We start from the raw sequence: 19163 nt of genomic DNA on the forward strand, positions 1-19163 counted from the left end.
CACCAGCCGAGTATGAAGCCGACTACTATGCACACCGCGCCGAGCAACCAGCCGGTGACAGATAAAACGGTGTGCACCAAAGCCGGGGCGATTCAGGTGACCCCTTCTATGGGGGGGTAGCGGGTAGGCACTGGGGTACCGGGCGCAGGGGTGCGTGTGGGGCACTTGGGTTGCGGCACTGGGTATCTGGGCTTGAGTTGCCGCGTGGACTGCGTTCCCGGAGCTGAGTCCGGTGCGCCGCTGGGTGTGTGCGAATCCGAGTGAGAAACAAGGGTTCGCCTGGTCGTAGGAATCTGTGTAGTACCCCAGGGGGCGATACCCCTGCCCGCGTGCGCTTGAGCTCATCTCTGCCCTTCCGGGCGGCATCTTCGAATCCGAGTAGGTCGGCGGGAAGCCTTCCACGAGTCACGTTCGGGATAATCCCACTCACGACAGAGGCACGAGTGCTATTCAACAACTTCGTCATGTACGACAACCGGTTGGTGACCGAAGAAGGTTCTACCGCGAAGCTCAGGGTTACCCAACCACGGGAGATAGCTCAGTACGGCCGGGCGTTCGATATGCTTGCCGGACAGTCCGCGACCAGGGATGCTGCCCGGGCGCTTATCCGTAGAGCAATGCAAATCCGTACTCATTAACGCATAGTGCACGTGTACTCTCAATTTTTCGAGTAGCTGAGATCCAGCCAAAGCGTATCGAACTCCTCGCCGTGGCAGTTTGGTTTAAATGAGGGTCGACACACTTGTCAGTGGTCTATGAGATAGTAGGAGGGTACTTCACCCAGCAGCCACACCAGAATGGATCTAGAGACGATGAGCGAGGCCGAAACAGCCGCCGAGAAGGCCGGGTTCGTGTACATCTTGATCAACCCTTCTTTTAGCAATATGATTAAAATTGGCCTCACCAAAGACCTTGCCGAAGTTAGGGCTAGCAAACTATCTCAACATACAGGAATTCCGACAGAATTTATTGTCGTTTACGATGAATTGGTGACAGATTGCAAGTCTGTCGAGGCACAGCTACACGAACGGTTCGCGAGCCAGCGCATCCGCGATAGAAGAGAATTCTTCTGGATTACCCCCAAGGAAGCAATAATCGCTTTGCAGGAGTTGGCACTGACATCACCTGCTTCGCGTAGCGAGAATTCAGTTAGAGTCGATATTCTAGCCCAGTTCGAAGCGCGTTGCCGGAGGTGGCTGCGTCGCGATTTAGTAGGTTTGTCGATTGTCCAATTTTCTGACATCGTTTATCTTGAAGAGGCATATCAGTCCAGCTTAGGCGGCTCGTCAATCGCAATAGAACGTACGGATTTGGACTTCATCGACGACGGAGGCGCTCCTTACGACTACATACCTTATTTTAGCCCTAGCTTCGCCCCAGAGGCCAATGCCCTGAAGTTTCTCAATCTTGATACGAATAGCCTTATGCATTGCTTCGGTCTATTCACTCCTGAGGCTTATGAATGGGCCAATTCCTTTGAGCCCAGACAGGAATTGCCCTTCTCCCCAACCCGCATATAGGGACAGCATCGTTGACGCCTGGCGACCTGCTGCGAGAAGACGCCGCAAAGTAACAAGGTATCCGACATGAAAGGTTGGACTAGCCGCTGGCTACGGTCACACAGTCGCTCATGCTCGTAGGATTGCTACTCACCAGCGGTTCAGACACCTTGTCCGCAAACTCCACAGTGACCGGGGCATGGTCAGACCAGCGCAACGCATACGTCTCGGCACGCTCCACCCGCGCCGAGACAGCGCGGGATGCGATACCCTGTGTTGTGTAAACCGTGTCGATGCGCCAGCCCGCGTCGTTGTCGTAGGCGCGGCCCCGGTAGGACCACCAGCTGTACGGGCCCGCGACATCGGGATGCAGGCTGCGTACCACATCCACGTATCCGGCGGCGAGCATGCCATCGATCCAAGCCCGCTCCGGTGGCAGGAAGCCGGAGTTCTTCAGGTTGCCTTTCCAGTTCTTGATATCGAGTTCGGTATGCGCGATATTCCAGTCGCCGCAGATCACGAAATCGGTGGTCTGGGCCCGCAGATGGGCGCCGATCTCGTCGAGGAACCGGTACTTCTCGTCCTGCATCGGCGTATCCGCCTCGCCGGTGTGCACATACACGCTGGCCACGGTCAACTCATCGAATTCGGCCTCGACATAGCGCCCGGTAGCGGCGAATTCGGCGCTGGGCTGCCAGGTTCCGTCCTGCCAGCGGCCGAGTCCGATGCGCACGGCACGGGGTTCGCGCCGGGACAGGATGCCGACCCCGGCCCGCCCCTTTGCTCCCGGCTCCGCATGTGTCAGATACCAGCCCGCGTCCAGTGCAGGCGCGAGCGCGGCGCGGGTCTGTGCATCGGTTGCCCGGGTCTCCTGGAGACAGATGATGTCGGCCTCGGTGGCCGCCAGCCACTCGAGCATCCCCCTGCCGGTCTTGCCCGTCGCCGCACGGACGCCGTTCACATTGATCGACGAGATGATATAAGCCACCTATCGACCGTACAATGCTGGTCAGATGAATTCCCCCGGACATCGCCGTCCAGGAAGGGGTCATGACGATGAAGTCAGGCACCACCAATTCCACTACCCCGCTCGCGCCGATCAAGGCGCTGCATATCGGTTCCGGTGATCCGGTCCTGCTCCTGCACGGGTTCATGCTCTCGCCGCACTGCTGGGAACAGGTTGCGCTGCGGCTTTCCGCGCATTGCGAGGTGTTCGCCCCGGCCTTTGCCGGGCACTGGGGTGGAGACCCGATCAACGGCTGGTCCACCGATGTCGATACCCTGACCGACCGGATCGAGGATCAACTCGATGAACTCGGTTGGCGCACCTGCCACATCGCGGGCAATTCGCTCGGCGGCTGGGTCGGCTTCGAATTGGCCCGCCGCGGCCGGGCCCGCACCCTGACCGCGATCGCGCCGGCGGGCGGTTGGCAGTCGCCCTCGCTCACCCAGTTGCGTGTCGGCGCGAAGTTCCTGTCGCTGGTGCCGATCGTCGAAATCGGTAAGCGGCTCGGCGGGTTCGCGATCAACAATCCGATCGCGCAACGCTTCGCGCTTCTGCTGCTCAGCAAGAACGCCGCTGCCGTCTCGCGCCGCGACATCACCGCCGTGCTCACCGCCGCACTGCACTGCGATGCCATGCTCCCGATGATCCTGCGCACCCTGCGCGCCCCCGCTCTGCAAGACCTGTCGAACCTCCCGACCCCGGTGCGCCTGCTGATGGCCGAATACGACCGGGTGCTCCCCAACCGCATATATGCCCGCCGCTTCCTGCAGGAATTGCCCGACTCCGCCGACCGCATCCTCGTCAACGGCGTCGGGCACGTCCCCATGCTCGAAGCCCCGGACCGCATCGCGACCCTGATCGCCGAACACATCTACGCCAGCCGCACCCATTTGCGCGCGGTCTGACCGTCGCTACCTGGCGAGCAGGCCCTTGGCTAGTGGGTGACTTGGATTTCATTGCCGCCCGCGTAGATCGTGAGGGATTTGGGTCGCGGGCGAGCTGTTCCACTCGGTATTCGGTCATATAACCGTTGCCGCCGAAGAGTTGGACCGCCTCCCTGGCTACCTCCGTGCCTCGGCGGCGAAGAGCTTCATGGCCGAGGCTTCGGCGAGGGTCGGCGGCTTGCCCGCCATGCCGCATGGCATCGACCCGGACGCCGTAGCGCGCGAGTTCCTCGGCTGCGACCAGGGCCAGCGCAGCGACCTATAAGCAAAAGTGATCAAGTGCAGTCGGATTCGGCGTTGTTCCCGGTAGCGACCTTGCAGAGGCTGAAGCAGCACATCGCAAACACACCGAGGAGTCTGTCGTGTCCAGCCAGCAACCAGCCGTGCTATCGGTCGTCATTCCGGCGCTGAACGAAGCGACAACCATTGTCCGGACCCTGGATCGTCTGGTCACTCAGGATGCGATAAGCGAAATCATCGTCGTCGACAACGGTAGCGAGGACGATACGCGCCGAATCGTGAGCGCCTATGCGCTCGCCCACCCGAAGGTCGAAGTCATCGATGAACCGCAGCGCGGCGTGGCCGCCGCCCGCAACCTCGGATTCGACAAGGCGCGTGGCGATTTCATCGCCAGGACCGACGCCGATACGCTGGTCGATCCGAACTGGGGCGAGGTCATCAGAGGCCACTTCATCGCACGCCCCGATACGGCCGCACTCACCGGCATCACCGCCTACCACGACTCACCGGTCGGCTTCCTCTTGAAATTCGGCATCTACCTACAGCATCGGCGCGGCAAGTTCGGCGGTCGGGTCGGCAATCTGCAAGGTGCGAATATGGCCATCCGGCGCACGGCCTGGCTGGCGGTACGAGAAGACACCGCAGTCCGCGTAGACGTGGTCGAAGATCTGGATCTGGCGCTGTGCCTGACCAAACGTGGTCTCCCGATCGATCAGCTGACGAATATGCGTACCCAAACCTCGGCGCGGCGCCGCCGAACCAGCCCCCGTCAGTGGTGGCACTTCCAAATGACCGGGCTGCGCACCATGACAGATCAAGGATTCCAAGTGCGGGGCAACCATCGCGCCTTCATCATCGGCGCATGGCTCGCGCACACGGTGCAATGGCCGATCTACCGCTACTGGGACTTCGAACGACGACGCTTCACTGCCCGTCCCCATGCCGCCCGGATATCCGCCGTGGGCGACTGACCAAGATGAGCGTGTTCCGTCGAAAAGTGATCTGATTGGGTGGCGTAACCCAATCAGGAGCACCACGATGGAACTGAGAGATATCGAAATCTTTCTGGCGCTGGCCGAAGAATTGCACTTCGGGCGGACCGCGGAACGGATGTATCTTTCGCAAGCCCGGATCAGCCAGTCGATCAAGAATCAGGAACGTCGCATCGGCGGACGTCTCATCGACCGTAGCAATCCACGCAATATCCAGCTCACAGCGCTGGGCGACCAGCTGCTCACCGACCTGAGCCCGGCCTATCACGATCTGACCCAGGCGATCGAGAACGCTCGCGCTACCGCACAGGGGGCGGCCCGGATCCTTCGCATCGCGATGATCGGCTTCAATTCGTATGACTACCGGCCGTTTTGGGAACTCTTCCGAACCCGGCACCCAGAGTGGGAACTACAGATTCGGAGTATCGAGTTCATCGAACAGTTCGACCCGTTGCGACGCGGCGAGGCCGACATCGTCATCGCATGGTTACCGGTGGAGGAGCCCGATTTGACTGTCGGGCCGATCATCTCGACCGAACCGATGGTGGCCATTGTGGGCGACGACCACGAGCTCGCGGGCGAAAAGCAGTTATCCCTGGAGGTTTTCGGCGATCGCGGGGTGCTGGCACCGAGCAAACCGATGCCCGACTACTGGGAAGACGCCATCAGCCCCTTCTACACACCTCGTGGCCGCCCCATCGAACGCATTTCCACCGTCTCGACGGTGGAGGACATCCTTACGGTCGCCAGCACCCGCCGAGCCTTCACCATGGCCATGAGCCATGTCGCCCGCTACTACAACCGCCCCGGCATTCGCTACGTGCCGATCAGCGATTCGCACCTGGTCCGGTGGGCGCTTGTCTGGCGTAGTGACGGCGAAACCCAGCAGATTCAGGCCTTGGCGAGCATTGTTCGTGAGTTGGGGCCGTTGGTGCAGAGCTGACCGTCGCGGCGGTCGGCGGCGTGGCCGATAAGCGAAAGTGATCGAAAGACAGTCGGATTCGGCGTTGTTCCAGCCGCGCGGCTCTCGCAGGCTGAGGCGGTGTCCGAGATCAAACCTTTCCGAATCGCGATCCCGCAGACCGACTTGGACGACCTCGCATATCGCCTGACGCACACCCGGCACGTACAGGAACTGCCCGCTCGGAAGATCGCGGGCCGGGTGTACCCAGGAGTGCCGGTTCGGCCCGGCTGGGAGTACGGCGTTCCGCTGTCGTTCGTCCGGCGCCTGCACGAATACTGGCGCGACACATTCGACTGGCGCGCACAAGAGCGGCGGCTCAACGCATTTCCGCAATACACGACCGAGATCAACGGGCAAACCATCCATTTCGTGCATGTCACCTCTCCCGAACCCGACGCGATACCACTGCTGCTCGCACATGGCTGGCCGAGTTCGTTCACGGAATTCCTGGGCCTGGTAGGTGAATTGACCGACCCACGCGCACACGGCGGCGATCCGAGCGACGCCTTCCATGTGGTGATCCCGTCCTATCCCGGCTTCGCCTTCTCGGGACCGACGCACACCGCCGGATGGGGCCCGAGGCGCATGGCAGCGGCATTCGACGAGCTGATGCAGCGCCTCGGCTACGACCGTTACGCTGTGCACGGCAACGACTGCGGCGCCATCGTCGCACCGGAGCTCGGCCGGCTCGCCCCGGACCGGGTCGTCGGCGTGCACGTCACCCAGATCTATTCCTTCCCGAGGCGTGAACCGGGCGAGCTGGACGGGCTCAGCGAATACGAGCTGATTCTGGTGTACTTCGGGCAGAAGTTCCGCGCCCACGCCATTCACAACGCCGCCCAGCAAGCGCAGCCGCAGACCCTCGGCCACGCACTGTCGGATTCTCCCGTCGGCCAGCTCGCCTGGAGCGGCCAAGCGCTGGTGAACGCGCTGAGCACCGATGAGTTGCTCACCAATGTGGCGATCTACTGGTTCACCAACACCTCGGCGCCCGCGGCCCGGTTCTTTTTCGAGCACCATCGCTCGCCGACGGCGACCGAGCCGACCACGGTGCCGATCGGATTGGCCTCGTTCGGATTCGACTTCAAACTGCCGCGCAAATTCGCCGAACGCGATCATCGCAACCTCGTGCAATGGCACGAATACGACAGCGGCGGGCATTGGCCCGCCCACGAAGCTCCCGACCTGCTACTCGCCGACCTGCGCGGATTCTTCAGAAAGGTGATCTGATCGGGTTGCCCATCAGCGACGATTACCTCGACCCGATTTCTCGATCCGAGGAGTGCAGATGGCCAACGATTGGAATCAGCAGATCATCGCGGAGTTCCGAGCGAATGCGGGCAAGGTCGGCGGCCCGTTCGAGGGCAAGGATCTCCTGCTGCTCACCACGACCGGCGCGAAAACCGGCCTACCGCGGACGAATCCGACGGCCTATATCCGCGACGGCAACCGGTTCGTGATCATCGCGTCCAAGGGCGGCGCACCCGAGAACCCGGCCTGGTATCACAACCTGCTGGCCGATCCGAGGGTCACGCTGGAGGTCGGCACCGAGACCATCGAGGCGACGGCCACCCCTATCACCGGAGGTCCGGAACGCGACCGACTCTTTGCGGTGATGGTGGCGGCCATGCCGGGCTTCGCCGAATACCAGACCAAGACGGATCGGGTGATTCCGGTCGTCGCGCTGACACCCAGCTCCGGAGAATCCAGCAGCTAAGCCCCTGACCGACGACCGGTCCAGACGGTCACCATGAACAGCACAACACCCAGCACGGCCAGTCCCGCACCGACGGTCGCGGGCGCGGTGTAACCCAGACCCGCGGCGATGACGAGACCGCCCAACCACGCGCCCGCCGCATTGGCGAGATTGAGGGCCGCATGATTGAGCGCCGCGGCGAGGGTCTGGGCGTCGGCAGCGACATCCATCAGCCGGGTTTGCAGTCCGGGCGCGAGCGCCGCACCCGACGCGCCGATGAAGAAGGCGCCGATGGCCGCCGTATACGGATTGTGCGCGGCGGCAACGAATCCCGCGAGTATGACGACCATGGCAATCATCGAGACAGAGATCGCTCGGTCGACGCCGCGGTCGGCCAGTATCCCGCCGGCGATGTTGCCCGCGACCATCCCGAGCCCGAAGAGCATGAGGACGAACGGCACCAGACCGAATTCCAGCCCGGCTACATCGGTCAACGTGGTGGTGATGTAGGTGTAGACGGCGAACATGCCGCCGAAGCCGATCGCGCCGACGAGCAGGGTGAGCAGCACCTGCGAGCGACGCAGTGCGCCGAGTTCGGTCATCGGGTTGGTGATCCGGATGCCGTGCAGCTCCGGAACGAAGCGGATCAGGGCCGCGACGGTGGCGACACCGATCACCGCGACCACAACGAAGGCATCACGCCAGCCGAAATGCTGGCCCAGCCAAGTCGCACTGGGAACGCCGACAACATTGGCGGCGCTCAATCCCAGCATAACCGCCGCAACCGCCTTGGCGCGCTGGCCTCTAGGTGCCAATGTGGCGGCGGCCAGCGAGGCGACACCGAAGTACGCGCCGTGCGGCAGGCCCGAAACGAACCGCGCGATGACCAACGTTTCGAACGTGGGCGCGATAACCGTCGCCACGTTTCCGATGGTGAACGCCACCATCAGCGCGACGAGCAGACGTTTGCGCGGCACCCGCGCGGCAAGTGCGGCGATCAGCGGCGCGCCGACGACGACGCCGAGCGCATATGCCGATACGGCATGACCGGCCGTCGGCTCGGATACGTGCATGGCACTCGCGATATCGGGCAGCAAACCCATGGTGACGAATTCGGTTGTGCCGATTCCGAATCCACCGAGTGCCAGCGCGAGCATCGCCGGAATATGCCAGTCCGTCCGCTCGGCCTCGGTGGGTACTGGGGTCTGCGCGGCAACGGTACTGGTCACGTACTCATGTAACCGCCCGGCGACGCCTTCCGCTTCCCGGGCAATCGTGAGTTCCCCCACGTCAGCGTGGAGAAACCTCGTGAAACAGAGCGGGCACCCATACCACCGAGTGGTGCGGGTGCCCGTATGTGGCGCCTGGCGCTGATCACCAACATCGCGCAAGCAACAACTGGTTTCGTGAGCACATGGGTAACTCACCGGGTACGCCCAGCAGCCGACCCCGCGCTCTTCCGCCGGCCCGCGACGACACCTCAGTGGCAGTCAGGACCGGCGAAAGGCGCGGAGCGGCGGGGAAGATCAGCGCAGGGCGCGGGCCAGGTTGGCGTCGAGCGCACCGAGGAACTCCTCGGTGGTCAGATAGCCCTGATCGCCGCCGACGAGCAGCGCCAGATCCTTGGTCATCTGGCCGCCCTCGACGGTCTTGATGACGACATCCTCGAGTGTCTGCGCGAAGCCGATCACCTCGGGGGTGTTGTCCAGCTTGCCGCGATGCTCGATGCCGCGGGTCCAGGCGAAGATCGACGCGATCGGGTTGGTCGAAGTCGGCTTGCCCTGCTGGTGCTGGCGGTAGTGCCGGGTGACGGTGCCGTGCGCGGCCTCGGCCTCACAGGTCCTGCCGTCCGGGGTGAGCAGCACCGAGGTCATAAGGCCGAGCGAGCCGAAGCCCTGGGCCACGGTGTCGGACTGCACATCGCCATCGTAGTTCTTGCAGGCCCAGACGTAACCGCCCTCCCACTTCATGGAGGAGGCGACCATATCGTCGATCAGGCGATGCTCGTAGGTGAGGCCCGCCGCGTCGAACTGGGTCTTGAACTCGGCGTCGAACACCTCCTGGAAGGTGTCCTTGAACATGCCGTCGTAGGCCTTCAGGATGGTGTTCTTGGTCGACATGTAGACCGGGTAGTTCTGCTGCAGACCATAGTTCAACGAGGCCCGCGCGAAGTCCTCGATGGACTTCTTGAAGTTGTACATACCCATCACGACGCCGCCGTCCTCGGGCATCTTCACGACCTCGTGCACGATCGGCTCGCTGCCGTCGTCGGGGGTGAAGGTGAGGGTGACGGTGCCGCCCTGGAACACCTTGAAGTCGGTGGCGCGGTACTGATCGCCGAACGCGTGACGGCCGATGATGATGGGCTTGGTCCAGCCGGGGACCAGACGCGGCACATTCGAGATGATGATCGGCGCGCGGAAGATGGTTCCGCCGAGGATGTTGCGGATGGTGCCGTTGGGCGAGCGCCACATCTTCTTCAGGCCGAATTCCTCGACTCTGGCCTCATCCGGGGTGATCGTGGCGCATTTGACGCCGACACCGTGTTCCTTGATCGCGTTCGCCGCATCGATCGTGATCTGGTCGTCTGTCTTGTCCCGAGATTCGATGCCGAGGTCGTAGTACTCGAGGTTCACATCGAGATACGGGTGGATCAGCTTGTCCTTGATGAACTGCCAGATGATCCGGGTCATCTCGTCGCCGTCGAGTTCGACGATAGTGCCTTCAACCTTGATCTTGGACATGGATCTTCGTGTCCTCCTAGGATGGTGCCCTCATTGCACGGCCAGGCGAACACGCTTGTGAGCGGACCCCAGCTGTTCCAACAGACAACGTATATACGTCCCGCGTTGTCCGCGAGACGTGTGGTGCAAACAAGACAAGCGTACTGCTTCCGTTGACCACACCGCGCGGGCAGCCCCCCATCTGAAGCCGCTCGAAATTGTTACCGACAAGTAGGTCGGCAGTGACGTGCACCACCTCAGAAATAGCAATGTCCGGGCATCCCGTTGGACACCCGGACCAGCTATTTCATGATCAGACCGCGACCGGAATCCGCGCACCCTCCTCGGATCCCTCGATCAGATTTTCCGGCTTGTCTCGAATCATCAATGCGATCACCGGAATTGCCGCGAGGAAGAAGCCGGCACCCACATAGAACGCCACGTCGTAGCTGTGGATCGAGGCACGGGCCAGCAGATTGTCGAGCGTCGGATTGTCCTGTGCGAAGGTCTTGGCCGTCTGCACCGAGATGGTGGTGAGCAGTGCGGTGCCGACCGCGCCACCGACCTGCTGCGCCGCATTCAGCAGCGCACTGGCCACACCCGAGTCCTCCGCCTCGACCTGATGCAGTGCGACGGTCTGCATCCCGACGAACAGCGGGCCCATACCGAACGCGATCAGCAACTGCGCGGGCAACACATCGGCGGCGTAGCTGTCCCCGAAGCTCAGTTGCGCCAGCCACACCAGACCGAGCACACCGAGCACGGCGCCGGCCACCATCAGCGGCCGCGGGCCCAGCTTGGGCAGCAGCGCGCTGGTGACACCGGCGGAGATCGCGATGCCCACCGGGAACGGCAGGAAGGCGACGCCAGCCTTCAGCGCGGAGTAGCCGAGGGTGATCTGGAAGTAGTAGCTCAGGAACAGGAACATCGCGAACATCGCGATCGGGACCAGCAGCGCGGCCAGGAAGGCGCCACCGCGGTTGATCTCACCCGGAATATGCAGCGGCAGCAGCGGATTCGACGAGCGACGCTCGATACCGACAAAGGCGATCAGCAGGGCAACGCCGATGACGAGCAGCCCGAGGGTGCTGCCGGCCACCCAGCCGTCCTCGGCGGCGCGGCTGAATCCGTACACGATGGCGATCAGACCGAGCGTCACGGTGACCGCACCGGGCACGTCATAGCCGCCGGTGCGCGGGGTCGGTACATCGCGCACCACGAAGGCCAGCGCGCCGAGCAGCGTGAGCAGGGCGATCGGGGTGTTCACCAGCAGGCACCAACGCCAGGAGGCGTATTCGGTCAGCGCACCACCCGCGATCAGTCCGAGTGCCGCACCACCCGCGGAGATACCGGCGAAGACGCCGAAGGCGGTCGCACGATCCTTGGCCTCGGTGAAGGTCACCGAGAGCAGGGACAGCGCCGCGGGCGCGAGTAGCGCCGCGAACGCACCCTGCAGCGCCCGTCCGGCGAACAACTCCGCGCCGTTCTGCGCCAGACCCGCCACCGCGGACGCCCCGGCGAAGCCGACCAGGCCGACGATGAAGACCCGGCGCCGCCCGAGGTAGTCGGCCAGCCGTCCGCCGAGCAGCAGCAGACCGCCGAAGATCAGCGTGTAGGCGGTCAGCATCCACTGTCGATTGCCGTCGCTGATATCGAGATCCTGCTGGGCGAACGGCAGCGAGATGGTCACGATGGTGGCGTCGAGAACCACCATGAGCTGGGCCAATGCGATCACCCCCAGGGCCAACCAGCGCGCCGAGCTCGTTTGTCTTTTCACATCGTCCACCGCTGTCGCAGTCTCGCTCACCTTGGTCTCCTAGCCGTCTCGAAGTCGTGCGGCCATCCTGTCATCGGCAGACATTTGTCGTCAAGAGAAAAATGTCGCACTCGGACATTTGGCCGTTAAAGACACAAGCCGTCCCGATTGCGATAGCATGGGGGCATGCTCGAGTCATCAACGCCGATCGGCGCGAGCGCCACCGCCGCGGAGGCGGTGCGCGCTCCAGCGAATCCAGGGCCCAGTGCGCCCGGCGCCGCGAGCATGGGATTGCGCGAACGCAAGAAGCAGCAGACCCGATTGCGCATCATCGAGGTGGCGCTCGACCTGTGCGACACACAGGGATTCGACACGACGACGGTCGAACAGATCGCGGACCGCGCGGATGTGTCCCCACGCACGATCAACAGGTATTTCGACAGCAAAGAAGCGATCATCCTGGGGCCGGTCAAGGATTTCGGCCTCGCCATCGCCGAATGCCTGCGCGGCCTCCCGGTCACCGGCAACGAGCTGCAATCGCTCCGCGAGGCCTTCCTACAGATCGTCGACCGGGCCTCGGAGACCGTCGAGGGACCGCTGTCGTTCCGGCGCTTCCAGCAGATGCAGCGGATCCTGCGTGGCAGTCCGACGGTCAGCGCGCAGAGCATGGAGCTGGCCGACGATAAGAACGCCGCGATCGCGCACGTGATCGCCGAGCGGCTCGGCACCCAGCCCGACGCGCTGCCGGTCCAGCTGGTTGTCGGCGCCTGGCAGCTGATCGGCCACCTCAGCATGGAGTGCCAGAACGCGATCTTCGACGCCGAGGACACCGGCGCGGCCGCTGCGCAGGCCCGCACCGCATTCACCACGTCCTATGACGAATTCATGCGGGTATGCGCCGGACGGCCGACGAGCGAACCGGCGGAAGACGGGTAACGGATTTCAGTCGCCGACCGCCCGCCGGTTACCATGTCCGTCAGGTCATGAGTGCCAGCGCGAAGCCCCGGCTTGCTGGACGGCAACCCTCCAGCAGCGGTGGGGTGCTCCGGGTGATGACCAGGCTCTCGATGGTCGAGGGCAAGCGCGCACTTCAGGAGGTTTCCGATGAGTTGTTGTCCGTCACCTGCACCCCGATAAGACCTGCTGGCGAACAACCCTTTGGAGCACGATATGAGTGACCCCATCGCGTCCGCGATCGATCGGTTCGCCGCAAGTGAGCAGATCACCGGCACGCCCATATCCCCGATCTACCGAACCACGGCCCCGTTCAGCCGGATCGCTGACATCGGGGAGGTGCGTTCCCTCGTGATTCACCCAGCTTCGGCGACGCACTGCGGTTTCACGGGAGCGACATCGTGACCGAACAAACCACCGATACCGCGCCCTTGATCACAACTGAGCCGAACGCCGGCGAGGCGGAGTCGTGACCGTGAGCGCCGAACCAAGTACCGCACACTCGGCTGCGGTGGCCCTGCCACCGCCGGACGGGACGCTCGGCATCATCACGATCGGGAATGTGCGGCTGGAGAGCGGCGCGACCATCCCGGACGTTCATCTGGCCGTGCAGCGCTGGGGTGAGCTCTCCCCCGCCCTGGACAATGTGGTGCTCGTCGAGCACGCACTGACCGGTGATTCGCATGTGGTCGGGGTGCCCGACGATATTCATCCGCTGCCCGGCTGGTGGGATGGCATGGTCGGCCCCGGTGCACCGGTGGATACCGACGAATGGTGCGTCATCGCGACGAATGTGCTGGGCGGCTGCAAGGGCAGCACCGGCCCCTCGTCGCTGGCGCCGGATGGAAAGCCTTGGGGCGCAAGGTTTCCGGAGATATCGATCCGGGATCAGGTAACCGCCGAAGCGGCACTGCTCGATCGGCTCGGCATCGAACACCTGGCCGCCGTCGTCGGCGGTTCGATGGGCGGTATGCGGGTGCTGGAGTGGATGGTCGGCGCGCCGGAGCGGGTCGGATCCGCACTGGTACTCGCCGTCGGCGCCCGCGCGACCGCCGACCAGATCGGCACGCAGACAACGCAAATCGCCGCCATCAAGGCCGATCCGGACTGGCAGGGCGGCGACTACCACGACACCGATCGCGCCCCGATGACCGGTATGGGCATCGCCCGCCGCATCGCCCATCTGACCTACCGCACCGAGGGCGAACTCGATCACCGCTTCGAGAACCATGCGCAGGGGGACGAGGATCCGCGCAACGGCGGCCGCTACGCGGTACAGAGCTATCTGGACCACCAGGCCGGAAAGCTGTGCAGCCGTTTCGATCCCGCCACCTACGTCCTGCTGACCGAGGCGATGAACCGACACGATATCGGCCGCGGGCGCGGCGGGATCGCGGCCGCCCTCGCCGCCACCCCGGTACCGTGCGTGGTCGGCGGTGTCGACTCGGATCGCCTGTACCCGTTGCGAACTCAGCGGGAATTGGCCGACGGATTGCCCGGCTGCGAGGGCCTGGAGATCGTGCACTCCCATGACGGTCACGACGGCTTCCTCACCGAAGCCGCCGCGGTCGCCAAACTGCTGACCGAGACAATGCGATTGGCGCGAATCGGTCGCACCGGCTGAAGTAGTCGTGACTTCCGACGGGCCGTCATTCGGTCGGCGGTGCGGTGGGTGTGCCGACGAGCACGCATCAGGTTGACGTCGGTCCATGGACGTCACCTTGACTCGGGGAGTCGCCGATGTGCAGACTGGGCCGGCATCGCACCGTCTCAGCTCGGCGGGCATTCCGGTTCATGGACGACATCGGGGGTAGACCATGCGTATTCATCGTGCCGTACTGATATTCGCGCTGCTCGGCGTGATGTTGATCGGTACTACGGCGTGCTCGGATGAGCCGACCGACACTACCCGGGCACCGGCGTCGACGACCACCCTGCCACCGGTGCCGACCGTGCTCGGGCCGCTCGGCTTCGGCAAGCTGCGGCTCGGGATGAGCCGGAGCGAGGCCGAGGCCACCGGTGAAATCGCGACCTTCGACGACACCGACGATCCGCCCGGTTGCGGTCGCTACACCGCACGAGCCGGTTGGCAGGGTTTCACCAACAAGGGCGAAATAGTCGCGATCATGCCCGGCAGACTTCCGATCCGCACCCCAGAGGGCATTACCGTCGGTTCCACTGTCGACGAAGTGCGCGCCACCTATCCCGCGCTCGAGATCGGCTACAACTGGAGTTCGGCCGTGGCACCAGACCAACCCGCGCGCTATGGCTTCCTCGGCATCTACCGGAATATGCCGGCCGATGCCAAGGTCACCCAGATAATGCTCTACAACGACCGAGACACCTGTCACAACTAGCGGCTGCTGTCGTGGACCGAAAATCGTTGCGCCGCTTCGGTCTCAGCCGATGCCCAACGTATTGATCGTGGCGGCGATGAAGACGATGGCGGTACCGAGCAGGCTCAGCGCTGCGACATCGAACGGCTTGCTGCGCACCGCGAGCAGCCCGACCCGGGCCGTCGGCAGACAGAGCCGGAAGGCGGCCGCGATCAGGGCGGCACCGCCGAAGAACAAGGCGCCGCGACGCCAGCGGTCCCAGGCCACGAGAACAACCGCGAGCAGAATGACCGCCGTCACGACCAACATCGGCAGGTGGCTGCGCAGGAACTGCGCACCCGGGCTGGTCCGGTCGGGCTGCCGTTCGGCGGCAGACGAGTCAACGTCGGTCACGCCCCGATTCTTGCAGACGGCGAGAGAACGCATGCGCCCTCCCGGAGCGGGCCGCTACGGAGCGTTGAAGTAGTGGCCTTGGTCGAGGTCCGCGATGAGGCCGGGATGGGTAGGCTTCCAGGTCAGCAGTTCCCGGGTCCGTGCACTCGAGGTCGGATTGTCCAGCGAGACAAGGCTACCGAGGTAGCCGAAGTGTGCGTCCGCCTGCTCCGGCGGGATGCTGATCACTGGCACATCCAGGTGGCGACCGATTGCCTCGGCGATCTCGCGGAAGGGCACGCCTTCGTCGTCGACGGCGTGTAGCCGCGCCCCCGCGGGGGCCTTCTCCAGCGCCAACCGGTACAGCTGCGCAGCATCGAGTGTGTGTCCGGCGGGCCAGCGGTTGTTCCCATCGCCGACGTAGGCGGCGACGCCCTTGTCGCGGGCGGTGGCGATCAAGGTCGGAATGAAGCCGTGCCGGTCGAGTGAGCTGTGCACGGTGGGTGGGAGTCGGACGACAGCCGATCGAACCCCGCGGTCCGCAAGCGCGGCCACCGCCTTCTCGGCGTCGACTCGCGGCCCGACGTCGGGCGCATCGGCTTCGGTGCTCACCCGGGTCAGCCCAGCGAACGCGAGCGTGAGCGTGCCCGATGTGCCCACGAATGGTTTACCGGTGCCCGCGAGCGCAGCGCCGATCGTCTCGATGGCGCGCAGATCGGCGGTGATCGCTGCGGCGAAGTCGCCGGCTCGCATGGCTTCGTGTTTGAAGGCGAGGTGGATGACGCCGTCGGCCGCGGCGACGGCGTCGCGCAGGTTGTCGAGATCGTCGAGATCTCCTCGTCGCACCTCGGCACCGGCCGCCGCCACCGTGGCGGCGGATTCGTTCGAGCGAGCCAGTCCGACGACCTGATGTCCGGCATCGAGCAGTTCGGGGATGACCGCGGAACCGATGTGTCCCGATGCTCCGGTGATGAAAATCCGCACGGAAGTACTCCAAGTCTTCAGATGCCCTCATTGGGCAGTGATGTCAGTGACTGTCATCAAACAGTACATCCAATGACAGTTACTGTCATCAGATAGGATCGGCTCATGAGCCGATGGGAGCCCAATGCGCGCGGCCGCCTCGAACAATCGGCTCTGGAGCTGTACCGCGAGAACGGGTTCGAGAGCACGACCGTCGCCGAGATCACCAAGCGTGCAGGACTTACCGAGCGCACGTTCTTCCGGCATTTCGCCGATAAGCGCGAGGTCCTGTTCGCGGGGGCGAGCGCGCTCCAAGAGGCCCTCGTGCGGAGCGTGCACGAAGCGCCCGCTGCCATGCCGCCGATCGAGGCTATCGCCACGGCGCTCACCCAGGTCGCCGATACCGTATTCGAGCAGCGCCGCGAGTTCGCTTGGCAACGCCGAGCCGTCATCGCGGCCAATGCCGAACTTCAGGAGCGCGAGCTGATCAAGCTCGCAACACTCGCCACCGCGCTGGCCGAGGCGTTACGCGGTCGCGGCGTGATCGATCCGGCCGCGAGCCTGGCCGCCGAGGCCGGCATCGCGGTATTCAAGATCGCCTTCGAGAGCTGGGTCGGCGACAGCGGCAAGCACACCCTGTCGCAACTCATCCGAGAATCGGTCGATGAACTGAAACTCGTGACCGGCGCGCAGGATCTGCCCGATGTCGTTCCTGGCTGACCCGATCGACCTGGTTGACTGCACGGGTGTTTCGTTTGATGTTTCACGAGCCCGCGATTCCCGGAAATACCGGCAATGCGATCCGACTCGTCGCTGGAACCGGGTGTGAGCTGCATCTGGTCGAGCCGCTGGGGTTCGACCTTTCCGAGGCGAAGTTGCGGCGGGCCGGATTGGATTACCACGATCTGGCCTCGGTGACGGTGCACAAGAATCTCGCGGCGGCGTGGGCGGCGCTGCGGCCCGAGCGGGTGTTCGCGTTCACGACCCAGGCGAGCACGCGGTACACCGATGTGGCGTACCGGGAGGGTGATGTGCTGCTGTTCGGCACCGAACCGACGGGGTTACCGACGGAGGTACTCGATGATCCGCACGTCACCGATCAACTGCGCATTCCGATGCTGCCCGGCCGCCGCTCGATGAACCTGTCCAATGCCGCCGCCGTCACCGTGTACGAGGCGTGGCGCCAGTTCGGATTTCCCGGCGCCGTGTGATCTTGTCGCGCAACCCGATTCGACGGTGTGGGCCAGCGGAATAGCCACGGGCACCTTCTCGGGTTCAGAGGTCGACTTCGAAGCGTTTGAAGCGGGAGGTTGCGCCTGCCGCAAGGCGGACAGCGGATTTGGGGACGCCGTAGTGGTCGGCGAGGAGTTCGATGGCGGCCTTATTGGCCTTGCCTTCCACGGCAGGAGCACGGACGTAGAGCTGGAGGGTACCGTCGTCGAGGATTTCGACGAGCGGGCCCTTACGGCTGTTCGGTTTGATCGTTGCCCTGATCACCGTCGGCATCGGAATCTCCTGTCGTCCCAGCGCCTTTGTCCGCACCAGCGCCCTTCCCCGCGCCAGCGCCTGAGCCGGTTCCAGCGCCCGCACCAGTCCCCGTCCCGGCACCTGCGTCAGCACCGGTATCTTGCGCCACCGTCGCGCCCGCCCCGGTCGGGGCACCGACCACGGCAACCGTGCCCTCCTCGGATTCGCCGGAACCCGAGGAGTCACGCTTGCGCCCCCGCACCACTCGCACGATGCCCCACACCACCGCAGCGATCACCACGACGAACCCGAGCCACGGAATCGCCTTGCCGGTGAACACCACCGCATCCTTCAGCCAATCCACCAGCGAATGCCAGCCGGAGACGATGCCGTCCCAGAAATTGGTTGGCCCCGCCTCGGATTTCTTGTCCTCGGTGGTGATGTCGATGGTGAGTGTGGACAGCGCGACCTGATCGTCGAGGTGCCGCTTCTGCGCGGTGAGACTGTCGAGCTGGCCCTGCCGACTCGACAGTGCCTGTTCGGCGGCAATGAGATCCGCTGTATTGGTCGCACCGGCGATCAGCGTGCGCAATCGGTCGACCGAGGCTTGCAACGCCTTGATCCGGGCGTCGAGGTCCTCCCACTGCATGGTGACGTCGTCGCGGTTGGTGCTCATCCGGGTGACCCGGCCGACCCCGGCGAGACCGTCGATGAACTTGTCCGTCTTATCCGCGGGCACCCGAACGGTGAGCGTGGCTTGCGGATCGTTGTCACCGGTCCCCGGCTGCTCGGTGCGGCTGTCGACCCGGCCGCCGACCTCGCGCACCCGATCGGTTACCTGCCCGCCCGCCTCGAGCGGATCAGCCGCGGTGATGTCGACGCTGCCGGTAATGACCTCCTTGCGCGCCTCGACGGTATCCCCCTTCGCCGGGGAACCCTCGCGCAGACTCGGTGGCGGCGCCATCGGCGCGACGGTCGCCATGCTCGACTGGCTCGAATCGGATCTGTCGTCGTTGTCATCACCACAGCCGACCAGCAACGTCAAACCCAGCAGGCCGATCACCAGCACAGCAAGCTTCCGCATGGACGCAGGGTAGCCGCTGCGGCGAATTCGGTCACGAAACTCATGCGGGCCACTACCGAATGCCGAAGGCGATCATGGATATCTTCCGCTCGCCGACACCAAAGCTGGTCGAACATCGGGATGCCATCCAGCCGGTTCCGGAGCGGGCCGCCCATGCGAACGGAATG

Annotated in this window: 20 protein-coding genes, 1 pseudogene and 1 riboswitch; of the genes and pseudogenes, 12 read left to right on the forward strand and 9 right to left on the reverse strand. The window is 64.2% G+C overall.

Annotation, left to right across the window (positions count from 1 at the left end):
* The first annotated feature begins 329 nt into the window (after nucleotides 1-329).
* Complete coding sequence (locus tag AB0J29_RS34415) at nucleotides 330-638, forward strand: Scr1 family TA system antitoxin-like transcriptional regulator (RefSeq protein WP_364794943.1); 309 nt, start codon at nucleotides 330-332, stop codon at nucleotides 636-638.
* Between the two features lie 174 nt (nucleotides 639-812).
* On the forward strand, nucleotides 813-1520 hold the full coding sequence (locus AB0J29_RS34420; protein WP_364794944.1) for a GIY-YIG nuclease family protein: 708 nt from the start codon (nucleotides 813-815) through the stop codon (nucleotides 1518-1520).
* Between the two features lie 79 nt (nucleotides 1521-1599).
* Here AB0J29_RS34420 and AB0J29_RS34425 read toward each other — a convergent pair whose 3' ends face one another.
* Nucleotides 1600-2487 (reverse strand): exodeoxyribonuclease III, encoded by an 888-nt coding sequence (locus tag AB0J29_RS34425; protein ID WP_364794945.1) that lies wholly within the window; start codon nucleotides 2485-2487, stop codon nucleotides 1600-1602.
* A 62-nt stretch (nucleotides 2488-2549) separates the two neighbouring features.
* Here AB0J29_RS34425 and AB0J29_RS34430 point away from each other — a divergent pair, with 62 nt between their 5' ends.
* Nucleotides 2550-3410 carry an alpha/beta hydrolase gene (locus AB0J29_RS34430; protein ID WP_364794947.1) on the forward strand — a complete coding sequence of 287 codons (861 nt, stop codon included), beginning with the start codon at nucleotides 2550-2552 and terminating at the stop codon, nucleotides 3408-3410.
* Nucleotides 3411-3416: 6 nt separating this feature from the next.
* On the opposite strand, the pseudogene AB0J29_RS34435 reads toward AB0J29_RS34430, so the two are convergent.
* Nucleotides 3417-3635: pseudogene (locus AB0J29_RS34435) on the reverse strand (acyl-CoA dehydrogenase family protein); the annotation flags it as partial.
* Nucleotides 3636-3811: 176 nt separating this feature from the next.
* Between AB0J29_RS34435 and AB0J29_RS34440 the strand changes: the two are divergent.
* The 4 genes from AB0J29_RS34440 to AB0J29_RS34455 all read left to right on the forward strand — a co-directional run bounded on the left by AB0J29_RS34440 (nucleotide 3812) and on the right by AB0J29_RS34455 (nucleotide 7362).
* Entirely contained in the window at nucleotides 3812-4660 is an 849-nt protein-coding gene (locus AB0J29_RS34440) for a glycosyltransferase family 2 protein (protein ID WP_364794949.1), read from the forward strand.
* A gap of 67 nt (nucleotides 4661-4727) precedes the next feature.
* The gene (locus AB0J29_RS34445; RefSeq protein WP_364794950.1) at nucleotides 4728-5624 is read left to right on the forward strand and encodes a LysR family transcriptional regulator; all 897 of its coding nucleotides are present in this window, start codon (nucleotides 4728-4730) and stop codon (nucleotides 5622-5624) included.
* A 99-nt stretch (nucleotides 5625-5723) separates the two neighbouring features.
* Nucleotides 5724-6875, forward strand: a complete 1152-nt coding sequence (locus AB0J29_RS34450) for an epoxide hydrolase family protein (protein WP_364794952.1) — start codon at nucleotides 5724-5726, stop codon at nucleotides 6873-6875.
* 58 nt (nucleotides 6876-6933) lie between these two features.
* Entirely contained in the window at nucleotides 6934-7362 is a 429-nt protein-coding gene (locus AB0J29_RS34455) for a nitroreductase family deazaflavin-dependent oxidoreductase (RefSeq protein ID WP_364794953.1), read from the forward strand.
* Here the strand turns inward: AB0J29_RS34455 and AB0J29_RS34460 are convergent.
* The 3 genes from AB0J29_RS34460 to AB0J29_RS34470 all read right to left on the reverse strand — a co-directional run bounded on the left by AB0J29_RS34460 (nucleotide 7359) and on the right by AB0J29_RS34470 (nucleotide 11871).
* The gene (locus tag AB0J29_RS34460) at nucleotides 7359-8507 is read right to left on the reverse strand and encodes an MFS transporter (protein ID WP_364794984.1); all 1149 of its coding nucleotides are present in this window, start codon (nucleotides 8505-8507) and stop codon (nucleotides 7359-7361) included. The two genes, AB0J29_RS34455 and AB0J29_RS34460, sit on opposite strands and share 4 nt — an antisense overlap.
* Before the next feature lie 360 nt (nucleotides 8508-8867).
* Nucleotides 8868-10085 (reverse strand): NADP-dependent isocitrate dehydrogenase, encoded by a 1218-nt coding sequence (locus tag AB0J29_RS34465; protein ID WP_364794955.1) that lies wholly within the window; start codon nucleotides 10083-10085, stop codon nucleotides 8868-8870.
* 292 nt (nucleotides 10086-10377) lie between these two features.
* On the reverse strand, nucleotides 10378-11871 hold the full coding sequence (locus AB0J29_RS34470) for an MFS transporter (protein ID WP_364794957.1): 1494 nt from the start codon (nucleotides 11869-11871) through the stop codon (nucleotides 10378-10380).
* A 135-nt stretch (nucleotides 11872-12006) separates the two neighbouring features.
* Between AB0J29_RS34470 and AB0J29_RS34475 the strand changes: the two genes are divergently transcribed.
* The 3 genes from AB0J29_RS34475 (at nucleotide 12007) to AB0J29_RS34485 (ending at nucleotide 15131) form a co-directional block, all read left to right on the forward strand.
* On the forward strand, nucleotides 12007-12756 hold the full coding sequence (locus AB0J29_RS34475; protein ID WP_364794959.1) for a TetR family transcriptional regulator: 750 nt from the start codon (nucleotides 12007-12009) through the stop codon (nucleotides 12754-12756).
* A 43-nt stretch (nucleotides 12757-12799) separates the two neighbouring features.
* Nucleotides 12800-12910: riboswitch (SAM riboswitch) on the forward strand.
* Between the two features lie 375 nt (nucleotides 12911-13285).
* Complete coding sequence (locus AB0J29_RS34480; RefSeq protein WP_364794986.1) at nucleotides 13286-14398, forward strand: homoserine O-acetyltransferase; 1113 nt, start codon at nucleotides 13286-13288, stop codon at nucleotides 14396-14398.
* Between the two features lie 193 nt (nucleotides 14399-14591).
* Nucleotides 14592-15131, forward strand: a complete 540-nt coding sequence (locus tag AB0J29_RS34485) for a hypothetical protein (protein ID WP_364794961.1) — start codon at nucleotides 14592-14594, stop codon at nucleotides 15129-15131.
* Between the two features lie 42 nt (nucleotides 15132-15173).
* Here the strand turns inward: AB0J29_RS34485 and AB0J29_RS34490 are convergent, their stop codons facing one another.
* Nucleotides 15174-15419, reverse strand: coding sequence for a DUF3017 domain-containing protein (locus tag AB0J29_RS34490; protein ID WP_364794988.1), 246 nt, complete (start codon nucleotides 15417-15419; stop codon nucleotides 15174-15176).
* 138 nt (nucleotides 15420-15557) lie between these two features.
* Nucleotides 15558-16466, reverse strand: a complete 909-nt coding sequence (locus AB0J29_RS34495; protein WP_364794963.1) for an SDR family oxidoreductase — start codon at nucleotides 16464-16466, stop codon at nucleotides 15558-15560.
* 105 nt (nucleotides 16467-16571) lie between these two features.
* Here AB0J29_RS34495 and AB0J29_RS34500 point away from each other — a divergent pair, with 105 nt between their 5' ends.
* Together AB0J29_RS34500 and AB0J29_RS34505 are read left to right on the forward strand one after the other, a co-directional pair.
* Nucleotides 16572-17165, forward strand: a complete 594-nt coding sequence (locus tag AB0J29_RS34500) for a helix-turn-helix domain-containing protein (protein WP_364794964.1) — start codon at nucleotides 16572-16574, stop codon at nucleotides 17163-17165.
* Nucleotides 17166-17191: 26 nt separating this feature from the next.
* A complete protein-coding gene (locus AB0J29_RS34505) occupies nucleotides 17192-17656 on the forward strand; it encodes a tRNA (cytidine(34)-2'-O)-methyltransferase (protein ID WP_364794966.1) in 465 nt (154 codons plus the stop codon).
* Between the two features lie 64 nt (nucleotides 17657-17720).
* Here AB0J29_RS34505 and AB0J29_RS34510 read toward each other — a convergent pair whose 3' ends face one another.
* Together AB0J29_RS34510 and AB0J29_RS34515 are read right to left on the reverse strand one after the other, a co-directional pair.
* Nucleotides 17721-17951 (reverse strand): DUF167 domain-containing protein, encoded by a 231-nt coding sequence (locus AB0J29_RS34510; RefSeq protein ID WP_364794968.1) that lies wholly within the window; start codon nucleotides 17949-17951, stop codon nucleotides 17721-17723.
* A complete protein-coding gene (locus AB0J29_RS34515) occupies nucleotides 17908-18996 on the reverse strand; it encodes a DUF4349 domain-containing protein (protein ID WP_364794970.1) in 1089 nt (362 codons plus the stop codon). Before AB0J29_RS34515 ends, AB0J29_RS34510 begins: the two co-directional genes overlap by 44 nt.
* Nucleotides 18997-19163: the final 167 nt, after the last annotated feature.

The sequence above is a fragment of the Nocardia sp. NPDC049707 genome (genome assembly GCF_040674855.1).
Taxonomy (GTDB): Bacteria; Actinomycetota; Actinomycetes; order Mycobacteriales; family Mycobacteriaceae; genus Nocardia.

Coding starts and splice junctions, on each gene's coding strand:
- AB0J29_RS34485 (WP_364794961.1), top strand. CDS start 14,592: ATGCGTATTCATCGTGCCGTACTGATATTCGCGCTGCTCGGCGTGATG.
- AB0J29_RS34515 (WP_364794970.1), bottom strand. CDS start 18,996: ATGCGGAAGCTTGCTGTGCTGGTGATCGGCCTGCTGGGTTTGACGTTG.
- AB0J29_RS34455 (WP_364794953.1), top strand. CDS start 6,934: ATGGCCAACGATTGGAATCAGCAGATCATCGCGGAGTTCCGAGCGAAT.
- AB0J29_RS34465 (WP_364794955.1), bottom strand. CDS start 10,085: ATGTCCAAGATCAAGGTTGAAGGCACTATCGTCGAACTCGACGGCGAC.
- AB0J29_RS34510 (WP_364794968.1), bottom strand. CDS start 17,951: ATGCCGACGGTGATCAGGGCAACGATCAAACCGAACAGCCGTAAGGGC.
- AB0J29_RS34430 (WP_364794947.1), top strand. CDS start 2,550: ATGACGATGAAGTCAGGCACCACCAATTCCACTACCCCGCTCGCGCCG.
- AB0J29_RS34420 (WP_364794944.1), top strand. CDS start 813: ATGAGCGAGGCCGAAACAGCCGCCGAGAAGGCCGGGTTCGTGTACATC.
- AB0J29_RS34475 (WP_364794959.1), top strand. CDS start 12,007: ATGCTCGAGTCATCAACGCCGATCGGCGCGAGCGCCACCGCCGCGGAG.
- AB0J29_RS34490 (WP_364794988.1), bottom strand. CDS start 15,419: ATGTTGGTCGTGACGGCGGTCATTCTGCTCGCGGTTGTTCTCGTGGCC.
- AB0J29_RS34500 (WP_364794964.1), top strand. CDS start 16,572: ATGAGCCGATGGGAGCCCAATGCGCGCGGCCGCCTCGAACAATCGGCT.
- AB0J29_RS34445 (WP_364794950.1), top strand. CDS start 4,728: ATGGAACTGAGAGATATCGAAATCTTTCTGGCGCTGGCCGAAGAATTG.